The sequence below is a fragment of the Nitratiruptor sp. SB155-2 genome (genome assembly GCF_000010325.1).
Classification (GTDB): Bacteria; Campylobacterota; Campylobacteria; order Campylobacterales; family Nitratiruptoraceae; genus Nitratiruptor.
In genome coordinates this window covers 101,984-122,138 of record NC_009662.1, presented here as the reverse complement: position 1 = coordinate 122,138, position 20,155 = coordinate 101,984, and the positions used below count along the sequence as shown (strand labels likewise).

General features: G+C 40.4%; 20 protein-coding genes, 5 tRNA genes, 1 other RNA gene and 1 pseudogene. 15 read left to right on the top strand and 12 right to left on the bottom strand.

Features of this window, described 5'->3' with window-relative positions; all coding sequences use genetic code 11:
• Window positions 1-75: 75 nt before the first annotated feature.
• The 5 genes from NIS_RS00715 to NIS_RS00695 are packed head-to-tail and all read left to right on the top strand — an operon-like array spanning window position 76 to window position 3,686.
• Window positions 76-729 carry a class I SAM-dependent methyltransferase gene (locus NIS_RS00715; protein ID WP_011979673.1) on the top strand — a complete coding sequence of 218 codons (654 nt, stop codon included), beginning with the start codon at window positions 76-78 and terminating at the stop codon, window positions 727-729.
• Window positions 720-1,196 carry a hypothetical protein gene (locus tag NIS_RS00710; RefSeq protein WP_011979672.1) on the top strand — a complete coding sequence of 159 codons (477 nt, stop codon included), beginning with the start codon at window positions 720-722 and terminating at the stop codon, window positions 1,194-1,196. Before NIS_RS00715 ends, NIS_RS00710 begins: the two co-directional genes overlap by 10 nt.
• Complete coding sequence (purT, locus tag NIS_RS00705; protein ID WP_011979671.1) at window positions 1,174-2,340, top strand: formate-dependent phosphoribosylglycinamide formyltransferase; 1,167 nt, start codon at window positions 1,174-1,176, stop codon at window positions 2,338-2,340. The genes NIS_RS00710 and purT overlap by 23 nt, the downstream gene beginning before the upstream one ends.
• On the top strand, window positions 2,337-2,756 hold the full coding sequence (locus NIS_RS00700) for a secondary thiamine-phosphate synthase enzyme YjbQ (protein ID WP_011979670.1): 420 nt from the start codon (window positions 2,337-2,339) through the stop codon (window positions 2,754-2,756). Before purT ends, NIS_RS00700 begins: the two co-directional genes overlap by 4 nt.
• The gene (locus NIS_RS00695; protein WP_011979669.1) at window positions 2,757-3,686 is read left to right on the top strand and encodes a D-2-hydroxyacid dehydrogenase; all 930 of its coding nucleotides are present in this window, start codon (window positions 2,757-2,759) and stop codon (window positions 3,684-3,686) included.
• Here the strand turns inward: NIS_RS00695 and NIS_RS00690 are convergent.
• From NIS_RS00690 to NIS_RS00665, 7 genes are all read right to left on the bottom strand, one after another.
• Window positions 3,676-4,497, bottom strand: a complete 822-nt coding sequence (locus tag NIS_RS00690) for a metallophosphoesterase family protein (RefSeq protein ID WP_011979668.1) — start codon at window positions 4,495-4,497, stop codon at window positions 3,676-3,678. The two genes, NIS_RS00695 and NIS_RS00690, sit on opposite strands and share 11 nt — an antisense overlap.
• A gap of 35 nt (window positions 4,498-4,532) precedes the next feature.
• Window positions 4,533-4,630: signal recognition particle sRNA small type (ffs, locus tag NIS_RS10125), an RNA gene on the bottom strand.
• Window positions 4,631-4,669: 39 nt separating this feature from the next.
• A tRNA-Ser gene (locus NIS_RS00685) sits at window positions 4,670-4,760 on the bottom strand.
• A 46-nt stretch (window positions 4,761-4,806) separates the two neighbouring features.
• Window positions 4,807-4,898: transfer RNA gene (locus NIS_RS00680), tRNA-Ser, on the bottom strand.
• 14 nt (window positions 4,899-4,912) lie between these two features.
• A tRNA-Cys gene (locus NIS_RS00675) sits at window positions 4,913-4,987 on the bottom strand.
• Window positions 4,988-4,999: 12 nt separating this feature from the next.
• Window positions 5,000-5,087 (bottom strand) — tRNA-Leu (locus tag NIS_RS00670).
• 141 nt (window positions 5,088-5,228) lie between these two features.
• Window positions 5,229-5,304: transfer RNA gene (locus NIS_RS00665), tRNA-Gly, on the bottom strand.
• An 84-nt stretch (window positions 5,305-5,388) separates the two neighbouring features.
• Here NIS_RS00665 and ilvD point away from each other — a divergent pair.
• Window positions 5,389-7,083 (top strand): dihydroxy-acid dehydratase, encoded by a 1,695-nt coding sequence (ilvD, locus tag NIS_RS00660; RefSeq protein ID WP_011979667.1) that lies wholly within the window; start codon window positions 5,389-5,391, stop codon window positions 7,081-7,083.
• Window positions 7,058-7,942, top strand: coding sequence for a ribosome small subunit-dependent GTPase A (gene rsgA, locus NIS_RS00655; protein ID WP_197524231.1), 885 nt, complete (start codon window positions 7,058-7,060; stop codon window positions 7,940-7,942). The genes ilvD and rsgA overlap by 26 nt, the downstream gene beginning before the upstream one ends.
• Here rsgA and NIS_RS00650 read toward each other — a convergent pair.
• The 5 genes from NIS_RS00650 to NIS_RS00630 form a co-directional block, all read right to left on the bottom strand.
• Window positions 7,939-9,129, bottom strand: a complete 1,191-nt coding sequence (locus NIS_RS00650; protein ID WP_011979665.1) for an NnrS family protein — start codon at window positions 9,127-9,129, stop codon at window positions 7,939-7,941. The genes rsgA and NIS_RS00650 overlap by 4 nt on opposite strands.
• Window positions 9,130-9,187: 58 nt before the next feature.
• Window positions 9,188-10,045: a VIT1/CCC1 transporter family protein gene (locus tag NIS_RS00645; RefSeq protein ID WP_011979664.1), complete on the bottom strand. Its 858-nt coding sequence runs from the start codon at window positions 10,043-10,045 to the stop codon at window positions 9,188-9,190.
• Window positions 10,045-10,749, bottom strand: coding sequence for an SIR2 family NAD-dependent protein deacylase (locus tag NIS_RS00640; RefSeq protein WP_011979663.1), 705 nt, complete (start codon window positions 10,747-10,749; stop codon window positions 10,045-10,047). Before NIS_RS00640 ends, NIS_RS00645 begins: the two co-directional genes overlap by 1 nt.
• Window positions 10,750-11,012: 263 nt before the next feature.
• Window positions 11,013-11,234, bottom strand: a complete 222-nt coding sequence (locus tag NIS_RS00635; protein WP_011979662.1) for a hypothetical protein — start codon at window positions 11,232-11,234, stop codon at window positions 11,013-11,015.
• Window positions 11,235-11,243: 9 nt separating this feature from the next.
• The gene (locus NIS_RS00630) at window positions 11,244-13,457 is read right to left on the bottom strand and encodes a putative bifunctional diguanylate cyclase/phosphodiesterase (protein WP_011979661.1); all 2,214 of its coding nucleotides are present in this window, start codon (window positions 13,455-13,457) and stop codon (window positions 11,244-11,246) included.
• A 192-nt stretch (window positions 13,458-13,649) separates the two neighbouring features.
• Here NIS_RS00630 and NIS_RS00625 point away from each other — a divergent pair, with 192 nt between their 5' ends.
• The 8 genes and pseudogenes from NIS_RS00625 (at window position 13,650) to NIS_RS00595 (ending at window position 20,154) form a co-directional block, all read left to right on the top strand.
• Complete coding sequence (locus NIS_RS00625; RefSeq protein ID WP_011979660.1) at window positions 13,650-14,072, top strand: SufE family protein; 423 nt, start codon at window positions 13,650-13,652, stop codon at window positions 14,070-14,072.
• A 313-nt stretch (window positions 14,073-14,385) separates the two neighbouring features.
• Window positions 14,386-15,042, top strand: coding sequence for a response regulator transcription factor (locus NIS_RS00620; RefSeq protein WP_011979659.1), 657 nt, complete (start codon window positions 14,386-14,388; stop codon window positions 15,040-15,042).
• 150 nt (window positions 15,043-15,192) lie between these two features.
• Window positions 15,193-16,092 carry a sensor histidine kinase gene (locus NIS_RS00615; RefSeq protein WP_011979658.1) on the top strand — a complete coding sequence of 300 codons (900 nt, stop codon included), beginning with the start codon at window positions 15,193-15,195 and terminating at the stop codon, window positions 16,090-16,092.
• 97 nt (window positions 16,093-16,189) lie between these two features.
• Entirely contained in the window at window positions 16,190-16,495 is a 306-nt protein-coding gene (locus NIS_RS00610; RefSeq protein ID WP_197524237.1) for a heme-binding domain-containing protein, read from the top strand.
• Window positions 16,496-16,588: 93 nt separating this feature from the next.
• Window positions 16,589-17,884 carry a TolC family protein gene (locus NIS_RS00605; protein WP_011979657.1) on the top strand — a complete coding sequence of 432 codons (1,296 nt, stop codon included), beginning with the start codon at window positions 16,589-16,591 and terminating at the stop codon, window positions 17,882-17,884.
• A pseudogene (locus NIS_RS10445) lies at window positions 17,874-18,131 on the top strand (efflux RND transporter periplasmic adaptor subunit); the annotation flags it as partial. The gene NIS_RS00605 and the pseudogene NIS_RS10445, both read left to right, overlap by 11 nt.
• Window positions 18,132-18,517: 386 nt before the next feature.
• Complete coding sequence (locus NIS_RS10170) at window positions 18,518-19,006, top strand: efflux RND transporter periplasmic adaptor subunit (protein ID WP_231852979.1); 489 nt, start codon at window positions 18,518-18,520, stop codon at window positions 19,004-19,006.
• On the top strand, window positions 19,003-20,154 hold the full coding sequence (locus tag NIS_RS00595; RefSeq protein ID WP_011979656.1) for an ABC transporter permease: 1,152 nt from the start codon (window positions 19,003-19,005) through the stop codon (window positions 20,152-20,154). The genes NIS_RS10170 and NIS_RS00595 overlap by 4 nt, the downstream gene beginning before the upstream one ends.
• The last annotated feature ends 1 nt before the right edge of the window (window position 20,155 follow it).

Here is a 20,155-nt window from a genome sequence, read left to right as displayed (position 1 = left end):
ATTCCTTATGAATTTTTTTCTATTATCCCCTCTTTGAACTTAAAATCGTATAATATCCCTAGAAAAGGAGTCACATTGAAACTAACGCAGGATATGAGCAAAGTGGAAGTAAAAGGATGGGAAGCAAAATATTATGACAGGCTCATGGATCTCATCACTTTGGGATACTACCCTTTTTTCATACGAAAAGTGATCAAAGATCTGGACCTTAAACCGGGCCAAAAGATTCTTGACATGGGGGCTGGAACTGGGAGAAATGCGCTTCTGATGAGCGAGTACATCGGCCAAAATGGAGCAATTGTTGGACTGGAAATCGGCGAGGAGATGCAAGAGCAGTTTCAAAAAAAGAGCTCCTCGCATCCAAACATAAAACTGCAAAATATACGTATTGACGAACCACTTCCCTATCACAACCAATTTGATGTGGCATTTATCTCTTTCGTACTCCACGGCTTTATCCAGGAAAAAAGAGAAACAATCATCCAAAATGCCTACAACGCTTTGAAGCCGGGAGGAATTTTTGCCATTTTAGATTACGCTAATTTCGATGTGGACAAAGCTCCTTGGTATGTTCGATTTGCAATAAGAAAAGTGGAGTGCCCATTGGCCGAAGATTTTATCAATCGCGATACTAAGAAGATGCTGGAACACTTTGGTTTTTGCGACCTTGAAGAACATTTCTACTTTCAAGGATATGTGCGGCTTTTGAAGGCGAAAAAATGCAAGTAAGAAATTACCTCCAGATTTATCACCATTTTGAGGAAATTGATAAAAAGATCATCCAAATAATGAGAAAAATCAACCAAAACAGTTTTGTACGCCTCAGGGTCAGCCAAAAAGATTTTTTAAAGCATCTCAAAAAAAGGCTCAAACGTGAAGATGTAAAAAATCGTGCAGACTATTTTCAAAAAACGATTCAAACCCTTTGCAAACCCAATGTCATCTACTACCTCAAAGGGCGAAATCCCAATATGAGAGATAAAATCTTTTTTGTAAAAGATAGATGGGTAGTGATATTTTTGGATGATGCAAAAATGATCACATCTTTTCCTTTGAAAATCTCATTGGATGATCTTTTGCAGGATAAAAAAAACAGGAACTATCAACAAATTCCTATACCTTCTTCAGAACATAATCCAAAAAAAGTTATAATTTGTCAAAAAAAGGGGTCCTATGCAGTTTCCAGCTCCACTTAAATCCAATTCCATAAAATTTCTGCTCCTTGGCAGTGGTGAACTTGGGAAAGAGGTTGCAATCGAAGCGCAGCGACTGGGAATAGAAGTTGTAGCGGTAGATAGATACCCAAACGCACCGGCTCATTTGGTAGCACACAGAAGCTATGTCATCGATATGAAAAGCAAAGAGCAGGTTTTGGAAGTGATTTTTCGAGAGAAACCGGATTATATCCTTCCAGAGATCGAAGCTATCAATATAGAAGCTCTTTTTGAAGCCGAAGAACGGGGGTTTCGCGTCATTCCAAATGCAGAAGCGGTCAACAAAACGATGAATCGAAAAAATATCCGAAAATTTGCCGCCGAAGAACTTGGCCTCAAAACAAGCCAATATCGATTCGTATCCAGCTTTGAAGGGCTTCAAGAAGCAGCACGTACTCTTGGTTTTCCTTGCGTTATTAAACCGGTGATGAGTTCCTCCGGGCACGGGCAAAGTATCGCTCGAAATGAAGCAGATCTGGAAAGATCGTGGGAGATTGCAAAAGAAGCAAGAGGTGATGCAAGTGAACTGATCGTCGAAGAGTTTATCGATTTCGATTATGAGATTACCCTTTTGACAGCACGAAACGAAACGGGAACGGTTTTTTGTCCACCTATTGGACACATTCAAAAAGATGGAGACTACATCTTTAGCTGGCAGCCTATGCAGATGAGCGAAACGGCGCTGCAAAAAGCAAAAGAGATAGCCAAAACGATCACCGATGGACTTGGCGGACGAGGGATTTTCGGCGTTGAGCTTTTTGTCAAAGGGGATGAGGTCTATTTCAGTGAAGTCTCTCCGCGTCCTCACGATACGGGAATGGTTACGATGATTACCCAAAGCCAGAGCGAATTTGCTTTGCATGTTCGAGCCGTTTTGGGTCTTGGGCTTGGATTTACCTTTTACACACCTGGAGCCAGTGCTGCCTATAAAGCGAAACATGAGAGCTTCACTCCCGTTATCGAAGCGGATGAGTCTGTATTTGATCAAGAGAGCTTCTTGCGCGTTTTTGGAAAACCTGAGTCCCATGAAGGAAGACGTATGGCCGTTGTCTTGACCTTGGCTGAAACTGCCGAACAGGCTCTACAAAAAGCAAACGAACTTATTGCGAAAGTGAGCGACCAGTGAAAATCATTCAAAAACTCATCACCTTGAAAGCACGATCACGAGGATTCCATCTTGTGACAAATGAAATTGTCGAAGCTTTGGATCTACAAGATATCCAAGCCGGACTTTTGCACCTCTTTTTGATGCACACCAGTGCAAGCCTCACCATCAATGAAAACGCCGATCCGAGTGTTCGAAGAGACTTTTTACAGTTCACCGATCGACTCGTTCCGGAAAACGAGCCCTATTACACGCACATTTTAGAAGGCAGTGAAGATATGCCGGCCCATATCAAAAGCAGCCTGTACGGCAATGCCTTGACGATTCCTGTAACTGATGGGAGAATGGTCCTTGGCACTTGGCAGGGAATCTACCTCTGTGAACACAGGGACTTTGCCGGAAACAGAAAGGTATATGCAACAATCATAGGAGAGTAGATGAAAATAGTCGTTTTGGATGCAGCAACGTTAGGAGATGTGGATTTTTCTTTATTGAACCGATTTGGTAAAGTTGATGTCTATCCTACTACAAATGAGAATGAAAAACTGCAAAGAATCAAAGATGCCGATATCATCATAACCAACAAAGTGGTAATAGACAAAGAGGCTATGGATCATGCGGACAATCTCAAGCTTATCTGCATCGCCGCAACAGGGATGAACAATGTGGACCTTGAGTATGCCAAAGAAAAGAATATAGAAGTCAAAAACGTTGTAGGATATTCTACTGAAAGCGTTGTGCAACACACCTTTGCCATGGCCTTTTACCTCATAGAGCAGATGCGCTATTACGACGAGTATGTGAAAAGCGGAAAATGGAGTGAGTCGGGACTTTTTACCTGTATCGACAGGCCATTTTTTGAAATTTTTGGCAAGCGTTGGGGTATCGTAGGAATGGGGGCTATCGGTAAACGGGTTGCCGAAGTAGTACAAAGTTTTGGATGCGATGTGGTCTATTACTCTACCAGTGGAAGCAATCTTGATCAACCTTTCAAGCATCTCGACCTCGATACCCTACTTTGTACCAGCGATATCATCTCTATCCATGCTCCACTCAATGAACACACAAAAGGTCTTATCAAAAAAGAGCAGCTTCAAAAACTGCAGGTCAAGGCAGTGCTGTTGAATCTTGGAAGAGGCGGTATCATCGATGAGGTGGATCTAGCCGAAACTATTGATCAAAAAGAGATCTACGTGGGACTCGATGTGACCCAAAAAGAGCCGTTACCGAAAGATTCACCACTTTTGAAAGTAAAAAACAAAGACCGGCTTCTCATCACTCCCCATATCGCATGGACTAGCATTGAAGCAAGAGAGAGACTTTTTGCCTCGATTATAGAAAATATAGAAAATTTTCTCAGGTCGTAATCAGTTTTTGCGTGACGGTACTGCCATCGATTTCGATATAGCGCATCGGATTTCTATACAGGGTCTGAGCCGCTTTGAAGGCCCTGGTAGCAATAACCTGAACATGACCAATCTGACTGACATTGTCGATATGTTTGTGTCCCGATAGGGTCAATACAAGATTTGGATATCTAAACAGCTTCTCTTGCACTTCCTTTGTATTTTGCAGAACATATTTGTGTATATCTTTTGGATCCGTTCCACCCCAGTAGTTGAGGTAGGGATGGTGATTGAGGATGATGGTAGGTTTTCCTAAGTCAAGTGCTTTTTTGGCAAAAGCGATCGTCTCTTTCGTATAGATTCCAGCTCCACTATGTTCTATCGTACTATCCAGCCCCAGGACGACATAGCCATTGTGCTGAACCATCCAGTCTCTACCAGAGACTTTCATCCCTTTTTGATCAAAAAAGAGTCGTGCAAACGCTTTGGCATCGATTTGATTATCCCCTTTTGGAGTGGACTCTTTATTGCCTCGCACACAGTAGTATGGAGTCTTCAATCCATCCAAAATGGACTTGAATACTTTCGTATCCTTGTCACCTGAAGCGGTATTGTTAAAGTTGTCTCCTCCAAACAGAACAAAATCGATATGAGCAAAGCGACTATTGACAACATCGACGAGATGCTCCATAGCTTCGACAGTATGAGGCATAGAAAGGTCCATATGGGAATCTGTAATATGTAAAAAACGAAGTACTCTATTTTCTTGTGCCAAAAGTGGGATTGCAAATGGAAGCGTACATGTTGCCTTGAGGAAATCTCGTCTTTTCATGAAATGCTCCGTTTTTGGAGCATTTTACCAAAAGACTCCGCCCAGATACCCGCGGCACCCGGGCAATCGCGGTGCTCTGCTGCGTTCCCGCCCTGAAGCTTTGCCGCGAAAGCCCGTTGCACGGGTCTGAACGGAGCATTCAAAAGAGGATCCTCTTCTGAGTGCTCCATTCTGGCGGAGAGAGAGGGATTCGAACCCTCGAGGGGCTGTTAACCCCTACACGCGTTCCAGGCGTGCGCCTTCGACCGCTCGGCCATCTCCCCATACTCTTAGCACTCTAAAAGAACTTTCGGAGTACGAAAAGTATCGTGGCGGGGAGGGTGGGATTCGAACCCACGGTAGGCTCATCACCTACGCCGGTTTTCAAGACCGGTGCATTCAACCAGCTCTGCCACCTCCCCAGAGGTAGCGTATGTGGAGGCGCCACCCGGATTCGAACCGGGGATCAGAGCTTTGCAGGCTCCTGCCTTAGCCACTTGGCTATGGCGCCATATCCGGGCTGTGGTGCCCGAGGCCGGACTTGAACCGGCACGGAGAAAACCTCCGAGGGATTTTAAGTCCCTTGCGTCTACCAATTCCGCCACCCGGGCAAAAAATCGCAAATTGCTTTAGCAATTTAAAACGACAACTGCTTGTCGTTTGGCGATTTTTTGGGCAAATCGATGTGCATACTTGCACCGATTTGACGGGGTACCTTATAATAATTTTTGTCTTCAAAAATTATGGTTCACTGGAGCGGGAGACGGGATTCGAACCCGCGACCCCCTCCTTGGCAAGGAGGTGCTCTAGCCTCTGAGCTACTCCCGCATAAATTTTGGATTGCAATTATAGCATATTTTTTTTCTTTGTAAACTTTTTTGGGATATAATTTGACAAAAACTAGGAGAAACAATGCGAAGTGATGAGATAAAAAAGGGGTTTCAACGTGCACCCCATAGAAGTCTTCTTCGAGCGACAGGATTGAAGGATGAAGATTTTGAAAAACCCTTTATTGGCGTAGCCAACTCGTTTATCGAGATTATTCCGGGCCACTTCTTCTTAAACAAATATGCTGCCATCATCAAAGATGAGATACGAAAATGTGGATGTGTACCATTTGAATTCAATACTATCGGTGTTGATGATGGCATCGCCATGGGGCATGACGGGATGCTCTATTCGCTTCCGAGCCGTGAGATCATCGCCAACTCCATAGAAACCGTTATGAATGCCCATAAGCTCGATGCACTTATCTGTATTCCAAACTGTGACAAGATCACTCCTGGTATGATCATGGGAGCACTGAGGGTTAATGTACCTACTATTTTTGTGAGCGGCGGTCCAATGAAAGCCGGAAAATTATCAGATGGAACCCCGATCGATTTGGCTACGGCCTTTGAAGCGGTAGGCAAAGTTGCAAAAGGAGAGATGAGTGAAGAAGAGCTTTACCAGATTGAGTGTGAAGCGTGTCCAAGTGGTGGAAGCTGTTCAGGAATGTTTACCGCAAACTCGATGAATACTTTGATGGAAGCGATGGGAATCGCTTTGAAGGGCAATGGAACCATTTTGGCTTTGACTCCTGAGCGAGAAGAGCTTTTGCGAAAAGCGGCACGAAGGATCTGTGAGATCGCAAAGGACGAAAAACTCACCCAAGAGTACAAAATAAGGAATATTCTCAACGAAAAAGCGATCCACAACGCCTTTGTCGTGGATATGGCAATGGGCGGAAGCACCAATACTGTGCTTCATATGATGGCAATTTCCAAAGAGGCCGGGGTCGATTTTCCTCTATCAAAACTCAATGAAATCAGCAAACATGTAGCGCATATCGCAAAAATCTCTCCAAGCCTGCAAACGGTACATATGGAAGATATCAACAAAGCCGGTGGCGTGAGTGCCGTGATGAAAGAGGCAAGCAAACGAAGCGATACGGTTCTTTACCTGGACAATCCGGTCATTGAGGGTGGAACGATAGGGGATCGCATCAAAGATGCAGAAGTGATCGATACCTCTATCATTCATCCTATCGATAAACCATATAGCGAAGTTGGAGGGCTTGCCATCCTTTTTGGAAATCTGGCTGAAGAAGGAGCTGTTGTCAAAACAGCTGGAATCGATCCAAATATGAGAGAGTTTACAGGAAAGGCCATCTGCTTTGACAGCCAGCAAGAAGCAATCGACGGGATACTGGGTGGAAAAGTAAAACCAGGGCATGTGGTAGTAATCCGCTACGAGGGTCCAAAAGGTGGGCCCGGTATGCAAGAGATGCTTGCACCTACGAGTCTGATCGCAGGAATGAATCTTGGCGACAAAGTTGCACTCATTACCGATGGGCGATTTAGCGGAGCAACAAGAGGGGCTAGTATCGGCCACGTGAGTCCGGAAGCTGCCGAAGGCGGTGTGATAGGACTTTTGCAAGATGGAGATGAGATCTACATCAATGTGGACACCTATACATTGGAGGTGAAATTAAGCGATGAAGAGCTTGAAGAGCGCCGTAAAAACTTCAAACCAAAAGTAAAAGATATCAAAGGAAGATGGCTCAGACAATATCGAAGCCTTGTAACAAATGCGGCTAACGGTGCAGTACTCAAAGATGAGTGTTAAAGGACTCGTAACCTACCGCAGCGCCGCTGCGAGTCGAGTTACAAGACTCGATACGTTTGAAACATTTCCTACTATCCTACGCAAAAAGGTAAAAAAAGAGAAAATCTATGCGGGAGACTACGTAAAAGGCGAAATAGTTGATAATCAATTTGTTATTGAAAGCATCGAGCCAAGACGCAATCTCCTCACCCGTCCACCTGTTGCCAATGTAGACAATGTCTTGGTCGTGATGGCTATGAAAACACCGGATTTCGATAGCTATCTACTCGATAATTTCTTGGCAGTCTATGAGTTTAAAGGGATTGAACCGGTTATTGTTTTTAATAAAATCGATCTTTTAGAAGAGAAAGAAGAGCTTGAAAAGTGGATGAGGCTTTATAGCTCGGTAGGCTATGAAACGATTGCCATCAGTGCACAAAACAGTGATGGAATAGAGAAAATCAAATCCTATATCCAAGGAGATATCACCATCGTCGCAGGACCAAGCGGGGCTGGAAAATCGACACTGCTTTCAAGACTTTTAGGAGTTGAGATTAAAACAGGACAAGTAAATAAAAAAATAGGACGTGGGCGCCATACAACCACCGCAGTAACACTGTACCGTTTTGATAATTCCTCTTTTCTCGCCGACACTCCTGGATTTAGCAAAGTGGAAGCGAGCTATTTTATGGATAAAAAAGAGGTGCATCGCTATTTCAAAGAGTTTTTACGCTATACCTGTAAATATCCGGACTGTACCCATACCAACGAGCCAGGATGCGCAGTCAAAGAGGCGGTTTTACGTGGTGAAATTGCCTGTGAGCGATTTAAAAACTATCTCAAAATCATGCAGTATTACTGGGAAGAACTGCCCTGTTAGGCAAGTCTCTTTCCAAAGGCCAACACTTCAAAATATTTCCAAAGCCATGCAACTATCAACAATATCCATAATGTTGCACTGATGTCGAACATCGGGGTCACATGACCAAATGAGGCGGCCAAGCTAAACATGATACGGCCAAGAACGACGATCTGCGTAAAGTAAAAGATCAACACTCCAGCTTTATCTACTCTCAAAGCATTTCCGGAGTGTCCAAGAGTAACTCTTGTGCCAAAACCAATAAGCACAGTCATCAAAAAGCCAAGAGCCAAAAGATGCAAAGGCAGCTTAAAACTGTACCATCCATAAAAGGATTCAAAAAACTCTGTTATACTGCCTAGAAATAGTGCCGTTGGCAGCCAAAATAGTGCCAGGTGCAGTATCCAAAGTAGCGGCTCCTTGTTTGGAAAAGGAAGATGAATCTTCTTAATCTCATACGCAATAACCAAGGCTGTAATGAGGTCAACCAAAAAGAGGGCTTTTGGATATATTCCACTTACAAAGGAGTGGAGCAAGAAAAGAGCGAAGACTGAAGCGTACAAAAATCTACTTTTTTTATACTCCATTACGTGTGAAAAAAACGGTACCATACGAAAAGCCACCACAAACGCAACGAAGATAAGATAGAGATATACCCCAAAATTGACAGCCGTATTGTAAAAAACAGTCGATTTACAACTACATGGAATGAGCGAGAGTAAAAAAAGCAGATTGCTTATCGCTCCGGTTCCTATGCCAACGATAAGCCAATATTGATCCTGCTTTGGCATCATACATTTTTGATAGATACCATAGAACTCTTTTAATGTGAACGTCAATGACAAGACCATAAAGAGTGGTACTATAAACCACAAAAAAGGCACCCAGATGCCAATGAAAAAAACAAGTGAAGCCAGGAAGTTGAGAAGAAAAACCAAAAGATATCGCCTCGGCTCAATTGGGGGTGTGCCGGAAAACCTTGGAAAAGTAGTGAATAAAAAACCGAAAAAGAAATTGGTAAAAACCAAAAAGATCATAGAATAAGCATGTAAAAACTTCGCATCCGTATCAATAAGCCCTCGAAATGCCGGAATGAAAAGAGCCATAAAAAGAAGTGCATTGATCATCCCAAGTGCGAAAAAGGGCTGATGTGGCTGGGAAAAGAAATAGTCCCGTTTTGATAACTTTGCTTGAGAAAACTGCATCATACCCTCCCCTTTTTCACAAAACTATAACAAACTTTGATATATTTGTTCTTGAGCATGGTCAAATTTCTATACCGAAATAGCGATTGACGAGATATCCGATAACAAAACTGATAGCTGCTACACCAAAGGTAATGAGAAACATCTCTTTGACCCGTTTAGCAAAATCCTCTTCTCTAGCCACTGCAATATAATAGTTGTACACAAGAATGGAAAGTGCGGCACCCATAAACATAAAAACCAACGCCACTTTAGCTCTATCAAAGATAAAGAAAGGCAGCACCACTATAATGGTTGTCAAAATATAGGAAAGCCCGGTATAGAGGGCATACTTTTTGGGCTCTATCCCCTTGTCCGCATTTTCTCTCGCTTCCAAGTAGGCACTCCCGGCCATCGAAAGCGAAGCCGCAATTCCCATGATGACTCCCGTAATTCCTACATATTTAGCGTTTGAAAAGGCCAAAGCTACCCCTGTGAGCGTTCCTGTCAGCTCTACCAGTGCATCGTTCATACCAAGAACCACGGCTCCGGCATATTCAAGCTTTTCATCTTGGAGCATGTTGATAAGCATCGTTTCATGTCTTGCTTCATCTTCGTAGATTGTTTTAGCCTCTGGATACTCTTTAGCAACCTCTAGATAAAACTGTTCCGCTCCCTCTTCCCCCATCTCCATTTTTTTCAGAGCAAAACTGAGACCAAACAGTTTCGCCAAAGTAACATACAGACGAATACGCCACATTCTGGGCTTAAGTTCTTGCTTTGTCACTTTGATCCAAAAGTTGTAATGTTTCAACTCATCTTGGGCAATTTGGGCAAGAATCTCGCTATTTTTGCCTTTTTCCAGTTTCGATAACGCCATATAGATATGATATTCATCTATTTCGTTTTGCTGCTGTTTCAGCACTTTTTGCATATCCATCACAATTCCTTTAAAAGTTTTTTTAAATCTTTTATCGCTTCATCGGCGCTTTTTTGGATAAAAAAGGTAAAGTACTCATCGATATACTCTTCGAACTCCCCAAACATTGTCACGCGTTTTTCTCTTTTTGGATTGATTAAAATAGAGACAGGATAGTTTTGAGCGATATCTGCTATATCGATCACTTTGCCACTTGTTCCCACCGCTATGAAAATATCGGCCTTCGTTGTATACAAATAGCGATAGTTGGATGCAACTTCTCCAAAAAGTATAACATTAGGGCGGACATTGAAACTGCCACAAAAGTGGCAGTTATTTGGTTGAGCGGTATATCCGATATCCCAAATCTTTTTACACACTTCACATCGAATCTCTGTCAACTTCCCATGCAGATGGATAGGGTTATCCCCGGCTTTTTCACATAGATCATCCACATTTTGTGTCAGATGAATAGCATTTGGGAGTGAAGCAAAAAAATAGTGGGCTCTGTTTGGCTGACAATGCGCGAGCTCTATTCGCCTTTGATCAAAAAATGCGATCACTTTTTTGGGATTTTTCAGCCAGGCTTCATGGGTTGCAACCTCATCGATATTGATGTTATCCCAAAGACCGCCATCTCGAAAGGTAGGAATGCCGCTTGGAGCAGATAGTCCCGCACCGCTGAGAATATAGATATTTTTTATCATTTCAAGACAAAATTCCACACAAAAATACTATGATAAAAACCTCTTTTATAACATAAACAAACAAAACAGACTATTTTAAAACTTTAATAGAGTCTGCATTCATTAAAGAAATTGGATCTGTCGCTTGGCAGAATAACTGAAAATTTTCATGTAATTTCTTTTGATTCTATTCCTTTGGCAACTAACTATAAAGCATCCGGATTTCAAACTATTCTTTCAGTTTTTATAGCCTTTGATCCACACATATGTGAAAAATATGCTTTGTTGAGTGTAATCCAATCCTACAAAAATCCGAGTTCAGCCAATATCGGCTCCATTTTGGCACTGATATCAAGCAGCTTTTGTTTGAGCATGTCCCAGACCACTTTGTCTGCTTGATCCTCGGTGTACCACTCTTCGATATGGGCCAATGCGTTGCTTTTTTCCTCTTCACTCAAATGGGAAGAGTTTTTGATAGCCTCTTTGAGTTTTTCGAGTTTTTCATGATGTTTGTGATGCGGCATCGAGCCTCCTTAAACGATATAGTTTTTCATATCAAATCTATCCAAAAATTGCTTTAACTCTTCTTTTGGCATCGGTTTTGCAAAGTAGTAGCCTTGAATATAGTCCACACCAAGATTTGTCAAGATATCAAGCTGCTCTTTTTGTTCAACCCCTTCGGCAATCGTTCCTTTTTGCAGCGCTTTCGCCATCGAGATAATCGCTCCTACAATGGCCCGATCCTCTTCATCAGAAGGCATGGACCGAATAAACTCCATATCGATTTTGAGATTCGTAATAGGTAGATGCTTCAGATAGCTCAGCGAACTGTATCCGGTTCCGAAATCATCGATCTCTATTTGAATTCCATTTTCATGTAGTTCTTCAAGCTGGGATTTGAGTCTATCGACATTTTCCATCAAAACAGACTCTGTTATCTCGACAATAAGCTGCTGTGGTTTCACCTCATGATGTTCTACCGCCATAATGATCTCTTGTGCCATATTGCGGTTGAGGAGTTGGGTCACAGAGAGATTCATAGAAAACGCTATACGCAGATCGTGTTCCTCAAACTCTTTAGCCGTTTTGCATATATCTTCCAAGATTAATTCACCCACTTCATTGATAAGAGCGCTTTCTTCAAGTATGGAGATGAAGACATTTGGAGGTACCAACCCTCTTTTTTTGCTGTTCCATCGAAGCAGTGCTTCTGCACCCCATACTCTGCCATTACGAATATCAATGATCGGTTGATAATAGAGCAGATACTCTTTTTTGGAAACTGCCTCTTTGAGTTCACGTTCAAGATCGAGATAGTCTTTTGGCAAAAAAGTGATATTTTTATTGGCAAACTCGATCTGTTTGCCACCTTTTCGTTTCGCCTCTTTCAAAGCTTTCTCAGCCAATAAAAAAAGAGACTCTTTTTTTCTTCTATCTTCAGGATAAAAAGCTACACCCATACTGATAGAGACATAAAGTTTTTTTCCATCGACTTTGACATATTGTTCATTAAATTTTTCTAATATATCCAAAGCGTGATAGATCTCCTTCTTCCCTCCTTTTACAATAATTCCAAACTCATCCGTACCGATACGGGCAATGATAGGATCAGGGAGCTTCTTCGTTAAAAAGTTTGCCAAATGCTTCAATACTTCATCTCCAGCCCAAAACCCCATCACATCGTTTACTTTTCTTAGCTTATCCACATCAATAAGAACAATAGCAAAATGTTGCTCATATTCGATATTGGCATCGATCTCTTTGAAAAAAATATCCCGTGTCGGCAGTGCGGTGAGAGGATCTGTCGCAAGCAGCAAATCCGCTTTTTGCTGCAGCATTATTTCACTGATCGCCATATTGATTTTGTACATCACTTCCCGGAGTCGGTTTCTCTTCTCTTCATCGAAACGGATCTTTTGCTTAGAAGCGACTAACACGAGATAAGCCACCTCTTCGCTTTTATCGAACTCCCATTTTCGTTTTAAAGGGAAGATGATCTGGCTTTTTAAATCTTTCGAAAGAAGATCTTCAGATGTGATCACATCCTCTTTATGAATCAGAACATCCAAAATAGACTTGAATGCAGTAAAATCGTAGATCTGTTTCATAAACTCTTGGCTTATGTGCGAATCACCATCGACCACCAAAGGGATAATCTTTTTTCTTTTAAGATCCACTTTCGCTACCCAACCAAAATCAAACAAACCCGATCGGATAAAAATATCCAGTACTACTCTCATCATAGGTTCAAATGTTTTAACCCGAAGTACGAGATTTGCAGTTTCTCTCTCAATTTCGTTGAGTTTGAAATTGATAGCGTCAAACTCTTTGTTTTTGAAAAATAGAATATAATATCTTCTTCCATCGATCTCTATCACTTCACCCTTCAAATCGACAAAAAGTCGATGATTGTGCAGATTCAGATAGATCCCTTTGAGACTCGCATATCCTTTATGATGCAGTTCATCCAAAAAATCCTCAATTACACTTTTATACACAAGATCGAAAAGATCTATAAAAGAGCCTTCTTCGACTTCTGCTTTCGATATGTTAAACCATTGCGAAAATATCCCGTCTATTTCTATGACATTCCTTTTCTCGTCCAAAATTACCAAAGCTTCGCGCTCTGTATAGAAACTCACACATTTGTTGATTATATCATCGGCTATCAACTGCAGCTGCTTTTGAGCCTCTTTTGGAACCAGTCCCTCGATCTTTTTTGAAAACTCTTTTTTTATTACTTCCATACTCAAATCCTCATCCTCTATTTTGATAACTTGTCCTAAATTTTTTAATATATCCTAACATATCAACTAACCATAATAATCCTTTGAAATAAATAAAAGATAACTTTTATAAATATTTTCCCAAAAGTTCAAATTAAGAGTAAATTTATCTTATTTAAGCTATATTGAAAAAAATAGAAATAAGGAGCCATTATGACTATGGATGAAGCATTGCAACAAATCAAAGAGGATTTCGATCTATTACAGGATCCCAATGCAATTGTCGAATATATTTTGGAATTAGGACAAACAAACGAGATGAGATTGCCTGATGAACTGAAAAACGACCAGACAAAAATCCATGGATGCGCCAGTGATGCATGGATGGTAGAGGAATGCAAAGATGGAAAATGCCATTTTACTGTTGAGGGAAGCTCAGAAATGGCAAAGGGGATGATTCCTTTGATGCTCAAAATCTTTAACGATAGAACTCCTGATGAGATTCTATCCTTTGACCCACAAAAGCTCTACTCTTTAGGATTTGATAAGATCTTGAGTCCAACGAGACTGCAGGGAATGGAGGCGTTTTTAAAACGAATCTATGGGTTTGCCCAAAAGTGTAAAGAGAATCAATAACTCATTAGTCAACCTTTGTTACACTTTTTTTCTAAAAAAGGTTGACTATGACGCTTCTTGAATCTATTCTTCTTGGCATTGTAGAAAGTGTTACAAAATTTTGCCTGTCTCTTCTACAGGCCATATGATTGTACCTGCAAAACGACAACATTAGTTATAAGTGTGTATTACAGTAGTGGCTATGAAACGGCTTTTGAGTTGTAGCTAAGACATATATTTCGCTTGGTGGAATCTTTTTTACTGAACCTATTTCCTCCCTTTCTTTAAAATATGTTCACGTTGCGTTAACATACATTTTTCTATAATAGTTTTTATGAAAACAAAAATACTACTTCTTGAAGACGACAATGTTTTATCAGAAACTATGGTAGATATTCTTGAAAGCCGTGGGTTTTCTATAAAGCATGTAATAAGCGGAGAAGAAGCGCTAGATGCAACATTTCAAGAAGAGTTTGATCTCTTAATACTTGATGTAAATGTTCCAACTATCAATGGTTTTGATCTGCTTAAAAACCTAAGAGATGGAGGTATTACTACTCCTGCCATTTTTATAACAGCTAGAACCGATATCGATTCATTGGCTCAGGGGTTTGAAGTGGGGGCTGATGATTATCTCAAAAAGCCCTTTGACTTTGATGAACTGTTAATCCGTATTGAAGCACTACTTCGCAAAACTTTTCATACAAGAGCTGATGAAATTGTAATAGGAGATTTTCGTTTTTATATAGGGAAAGATGAGCTTTACAAAAATGGTGATTATATTGCGCTACCACCAGCAGAACTAAAACTTACAAGACTCTTCTTCCAACAAAGAGGTCATACGATAGAAAAATCGTTGCTCCTTGAAACACTCAATGAAGGAACTTTTGCAAGTGAAAATGCACTCAGAGTCCATATCAACAGACTTCGTAAAATTGGACTGCCAATTTTGACTGTCAAAGGGATAGGGTATCGGCTTGAAACATCATGAAAAACAAGCGTTCTGGAAATTTTTTCTCATGTATTTTACCAGTGTAGCTATACTGGTATTAGCAGCAGGTTTTTTTATTTCAAACAATCCAAAGCACACCTACTTAAAAATGAAGAGTTCTCACTGTTAGAGTTTGCCCGTCATATAAAAATGGGTGGACCGCCAAATGAATTTTCCCAAGAATACAAATACCGTTTTGTCTTGGCAAAAGGACGTCATATCGATATTAGAAACTTTACAATAAAAAAAGATCGTTTCGTAAAACTCATACCATTGCGTTTTGGTGACAAATATCTTGAGGTAAGCAAACCCATTCATGATTTTAAGAAAAAACTCAGAAATCTTACATATAAAATCGTAGCAATACAGCTTCTCCTGTTACTCCTTTTTGCCATTATTAGTTACAAATTGGCTAAAAATGCTATAAAGCCACTCAAAGAGAGTATAGAACTTCTCGATAGTTTTTCAAAAGATTTGATTCATGATCTCAACACCCCTATAACCTCAATAAAACTCAATCTTACACTCCTCAATCAAATGCCACAATTAAAAGAAAACAGAATCCTCCAAAGACTTCAAAAGAGTGTACAAACAATTTCGGAACTCCATGAAAATTTCACAATATTCCTTGAAGAAAAAACTTTCAAAAAAATAAAGACTAATATCTGTCCAATTGTAAAAGAGGTTGTAGAGATACAAAAACCCCTTTACCCAAATTTTACTTTCACAGTTGAATGTAGAAGTTTTGTAGCCACTATCAATCCTAAAGCATTCAAACAGATGCTATTAAACATTGTCTCCAATGCATGCCGTTACAATCGACCAAATGGCTATGTAAAGGTCTATTACAAAGGAGGCTCTCTCATTATCGAAGATAGCGGTATCGGTATCGAAAACCCCGAAAAAATCTTTCATCGCAATTACAGTGAAAGTGGAAGCAGCGGACTTGGACTCGATATAGTTAAACGTCTTGCTATGGCAATGCAGATTGATATCGATGTTAAAATAAATGAAAATGGGGGTGCCCTTTTCATCTTAACGATGCGTTAATAAGACAATATTATACTTCCTTAATATTCGCAATAATTCAAAAAAAGAAGCTGCTATGAGATGGAAAAAATGGCTCATTTGAGCAGGAGTAGTTTTCATTCTCATTCAGTTTGTTCCTTATGGACGTGATCATACTAATCCACCTGTAGTTGCAGAACCCCAGTGGGCTAATGAGTGGACACGGCAAACATTCATGCGCACTTGCGGTGACTGCCACTCCAATAAAACCAAATGGCCATGGTATAGCAATATCGCACCTATATCATGGCTAGTGGCCCATGATGTAAAAGAAGGACGGGAGCATTTCAATGTCTCTATGTGGGGCCATCAGAAAAAGAATGAAGGCGAAGATGCTGCCGAAGAGGTAATGAAAGGGGAAATGCCACCTTTAGCCTATCTTTGATGCATCCAGAGGCACGGTTAAGTGATGATGAAAAAAAGAGATTTATTGAAGGTCTCAAACGAACATTTGGTGAAGAAGAAAAAGAGGAGGAAGATGAATGATTGCATACACAAAAGCTTTAAAAAAGGCTCAACAATATTGAAAAAAACTTTACAGCTTTTGGTGCTAATGTCCCTTTTTGCAATATCATTATCCGCCAAGACTCTTTCGCTTCAAGAGTGTATCGACAAAGCACTCAAAAATTATCCAGATGTGAAAACAGGACGATTCAAGGCAGAGCAGGCAAAAAAAGATATATCTTTGCAAAAAAGCTCTTATTTGCCACAGCTATCTTTATCAGCCGAATATGACCTACAACGCACCTATGTAATGCCGCAAGCAGGGCAGTTTCATACTATCGACAATGATGGATGGAGCGTAGGAATGCAAGTTCGTCAAAAGATCTATGATTTTTCTCAAACTACGAACCTCATAAAATCTTCAAAAATGAAAAAAGAGATCGCAAAACTACGTTTCAAAGATACAAAGGCACTTCTGCGCTATCGAGTAAAAATGATATATGCCCTGCTACTAGTACAAAAAGAGGCTTTGGAAGCAAGAGAAAAAGATCTTTTAGCTAAAAAAGCTTTATACCATCAAGCACAAGCGCTCTATGCTCAAGGACTCAAGACCCAAGCCGATGTGCACCGCTTCTATGCCAGTGTCAAAGAGGCTGAAGATGCACTGGCGCAAGCACGCGCAGATTACAAAAAAAGTATCGCTACTCTTGAAGCGCTAACGGGACTTCATTTGTCAACCAATATCGTATTGGATAGTGGTATCCTTATGCAAAAGTTTGAAGTTTCAAAAGATCTGCATACTTTGCTTTCAAACAATCTTCAAACAAAAATTGCCCAAAAGGATATACAAGCCACGGCTTTAGAAGCAAAAGCTGCCAAAAATGTAAAGTGGGGCAGTATAGATGCTTTGGCTCAGATAAGCCATGTAAAGAGTCTTTCTAGTTATGATACTACCCTTTTGGGAATACAATACTCTTTGCCTCTTTATACCGGTGGAAAATTGAGTGCCCAGGCACAAAAAGCAAAAATAGCAACACTGATTGCAAAAGAGCGCACAGAGAGCATCAAACGATCCATTATTGAAGAGCATAAAAAAATCATGGCAGATCTTGAGGAGATAGAGTCTCGCATTGAAGCACAAAAAGCACAAGAGAGAGCTTTAATAGAGACAAAAAAACTTCTAAACGCACGCTATAAAGTAGGTCTAACTACCTATATAGAAGTGCTTGATGCACAAGCAGCATGGCTACATGTGAAACTTGGATTGTTAAACGCTCTTTACCAAAGAGCTGCATCTATTTTTAAACTGGAGTATTTAAATGGGAAATAGATTGATCAAATGGACACTTTTAGGAGCTTTTCTTCTCTTTATAGCTTGGCTTTTTTACCAAAAAGTCTATATCCCAAAATCCACATATAGCTATATTGAAGTAAAAAAAGGGGATATGCAAGTAAATGTTTTTGGTATAGGCACAGTGAGTGCTAAAGATCTCTATCCTCTTTGCTCCAATACGGGAGGCAAACTCCTTGAAGTGCTAAAAGATGAGGGAGAGTGGGTAAAAAAAGGAGAATTAGTAGCAAAGCTTGATCCAATTGATTTGCATGAGCAGCTAAAAGCATTAAAAGCCTCTTTACAAAAGGCCAAACTTGAAATAGAAGCGCTTCAAAAATCCCTCAAAGCACTGAAAGCCCAAAAAGATTTGGCCCTCATTACCTTTAAAAGATATGAAAAGCTAAACATTCAAGGATATGCAGCCAAGGCAGAATATGACAAAGCAAAAACTGATCTACAAACTATCACTGCCCAGATAGAGAGCCTAAAAGCACAAATCAAAGCTGCAAAGGCTGAAGCCACTAAAGCAAAACATACCATCTTTGCTTTACAAGAGCGTCTTACCCGTCTTTCTGTTTATGCACCCTTGATGGATATGTCGTTTCCAAAGATGCTCAAGCTTTTCAAAGCATTGCACCACAACAGCCCATTATCACGATTGTTCAGCCAAAGGATGTTTGGGTGCGTATCTATATTGATGAGCGAAAGGCAGGTGCTGTTAAGCTTCATCAAAAAGCAAAAATTAGGCTTCGCTCTCAATCTAAAAAGCTTTTTGATGGTTATGTCGCACGAATTGAGCCAAAAAGTGATCCAGTAACTGAAGAGCGCGTAGTTGATATTGCGTGTGCTAAAGTACCTAAACCCTTTTTTCTCAACGAACAGGCTGAAGCTACAATTTATGTAGGAAAACTAAAAAATGTAGTCATTATTCCAGCAAAAGTATTGATACATGGTGGTGTTTGGGTATACAAAAATGGGAAAGTCCACTTCCAAAAAGTAAAAGTGTTAGCAACAAAAAATGATAAAGTTGCGGTAGATGGTTTGAAAGCTGGGACGAAGATATTGATACCAGACCTCCATAAAAAACCTCTTAGTGAAGGGACAAAAGTTTTTCTATGATCAATTTGGCTCTAAAAGATATTGCACATGCAAAGCTTAAATTTATCGTCACGGCAATGGGTTTAGGAATGCTTCTTGGGATTGTTCTTATCATGATTGGTGTCTATAGAGGGCTGATAATAGATGCTCAGGTACTCCTTGATGATATAGGAGCCGATTTATGGATAGTGCAAGAAAACAGCCTTGGCCCCTTTGCGCAAAGCTCCAGGATTCATGAGGATTTAAAAAATACGCTCAAAGTGCAAGAAGGGATACAAAAGACAGCGGCTTTAGCTTTTATGGGATTTCAGATACGAACACCAAATGGACAAATGAAGCGAATTTACAGTGTGGGTTATGATCCCTTTGGGGAGATTTCACCAATCAATCCAAAAAGAATCATCGCAGGAAGAGCCATTCAAAAGAAGCATTATGAGGTGGTAGTGACAGATAAACTTGGCTTTCAACTAGGAGATAAAATCCCTATGGGAAGAGATATTTATACAGTAGTTGGAATTACAAAAGGAACTGTCTCTTCAGGTGGAGAACCTTTAATCTATCTTAGTTTAGCTGATGCCCAAAAACTGCAGTTTCTCTATTCTAATCCCCGCATACGAAACGATAGAGCAAGAGGACTTAATGTAAAATCAGATAGCCATCTTGTCAATGCAGTTGTAGCTACCCTTAAACCAGGCTTTGATCCTAAAAGTGTTGCACAAAAAATAGAGCGCTGGAAGCATGTAAGCGTCTATACAGATAAACAGCAGCGCTGGATTTTAACTGTCAATGTCATCGAGATGGCTAGAAAACAGATTGGTATGTTTACTGTTATTTTAATTGCTGTTTCAACCATTATCATTGCACTGATTATCTATACAATGACACTTGAAAAAATAAAAGAGATATCCATTATGAAGCTCATTGGAATTCCAAATTCTATGATTGTTAAAATGATTATGCAAGAGACCCTAATCTTGGGAATTTTGGCTTTTATTTTTGCCAATATCTTTGCCCATACCATCTATGACAAATTCCCAAAACGAGTAGTATTGCAGACTCCAGATGCTTGGGGACTATTTGGTGTAGTTCTTCTGGCTTCATTTTTGGCAAGCCTCTTTGGTGTCTATAAAGCTTTAAAAGCGGATGAGCGCCAAGCTATCGGAGGATAAA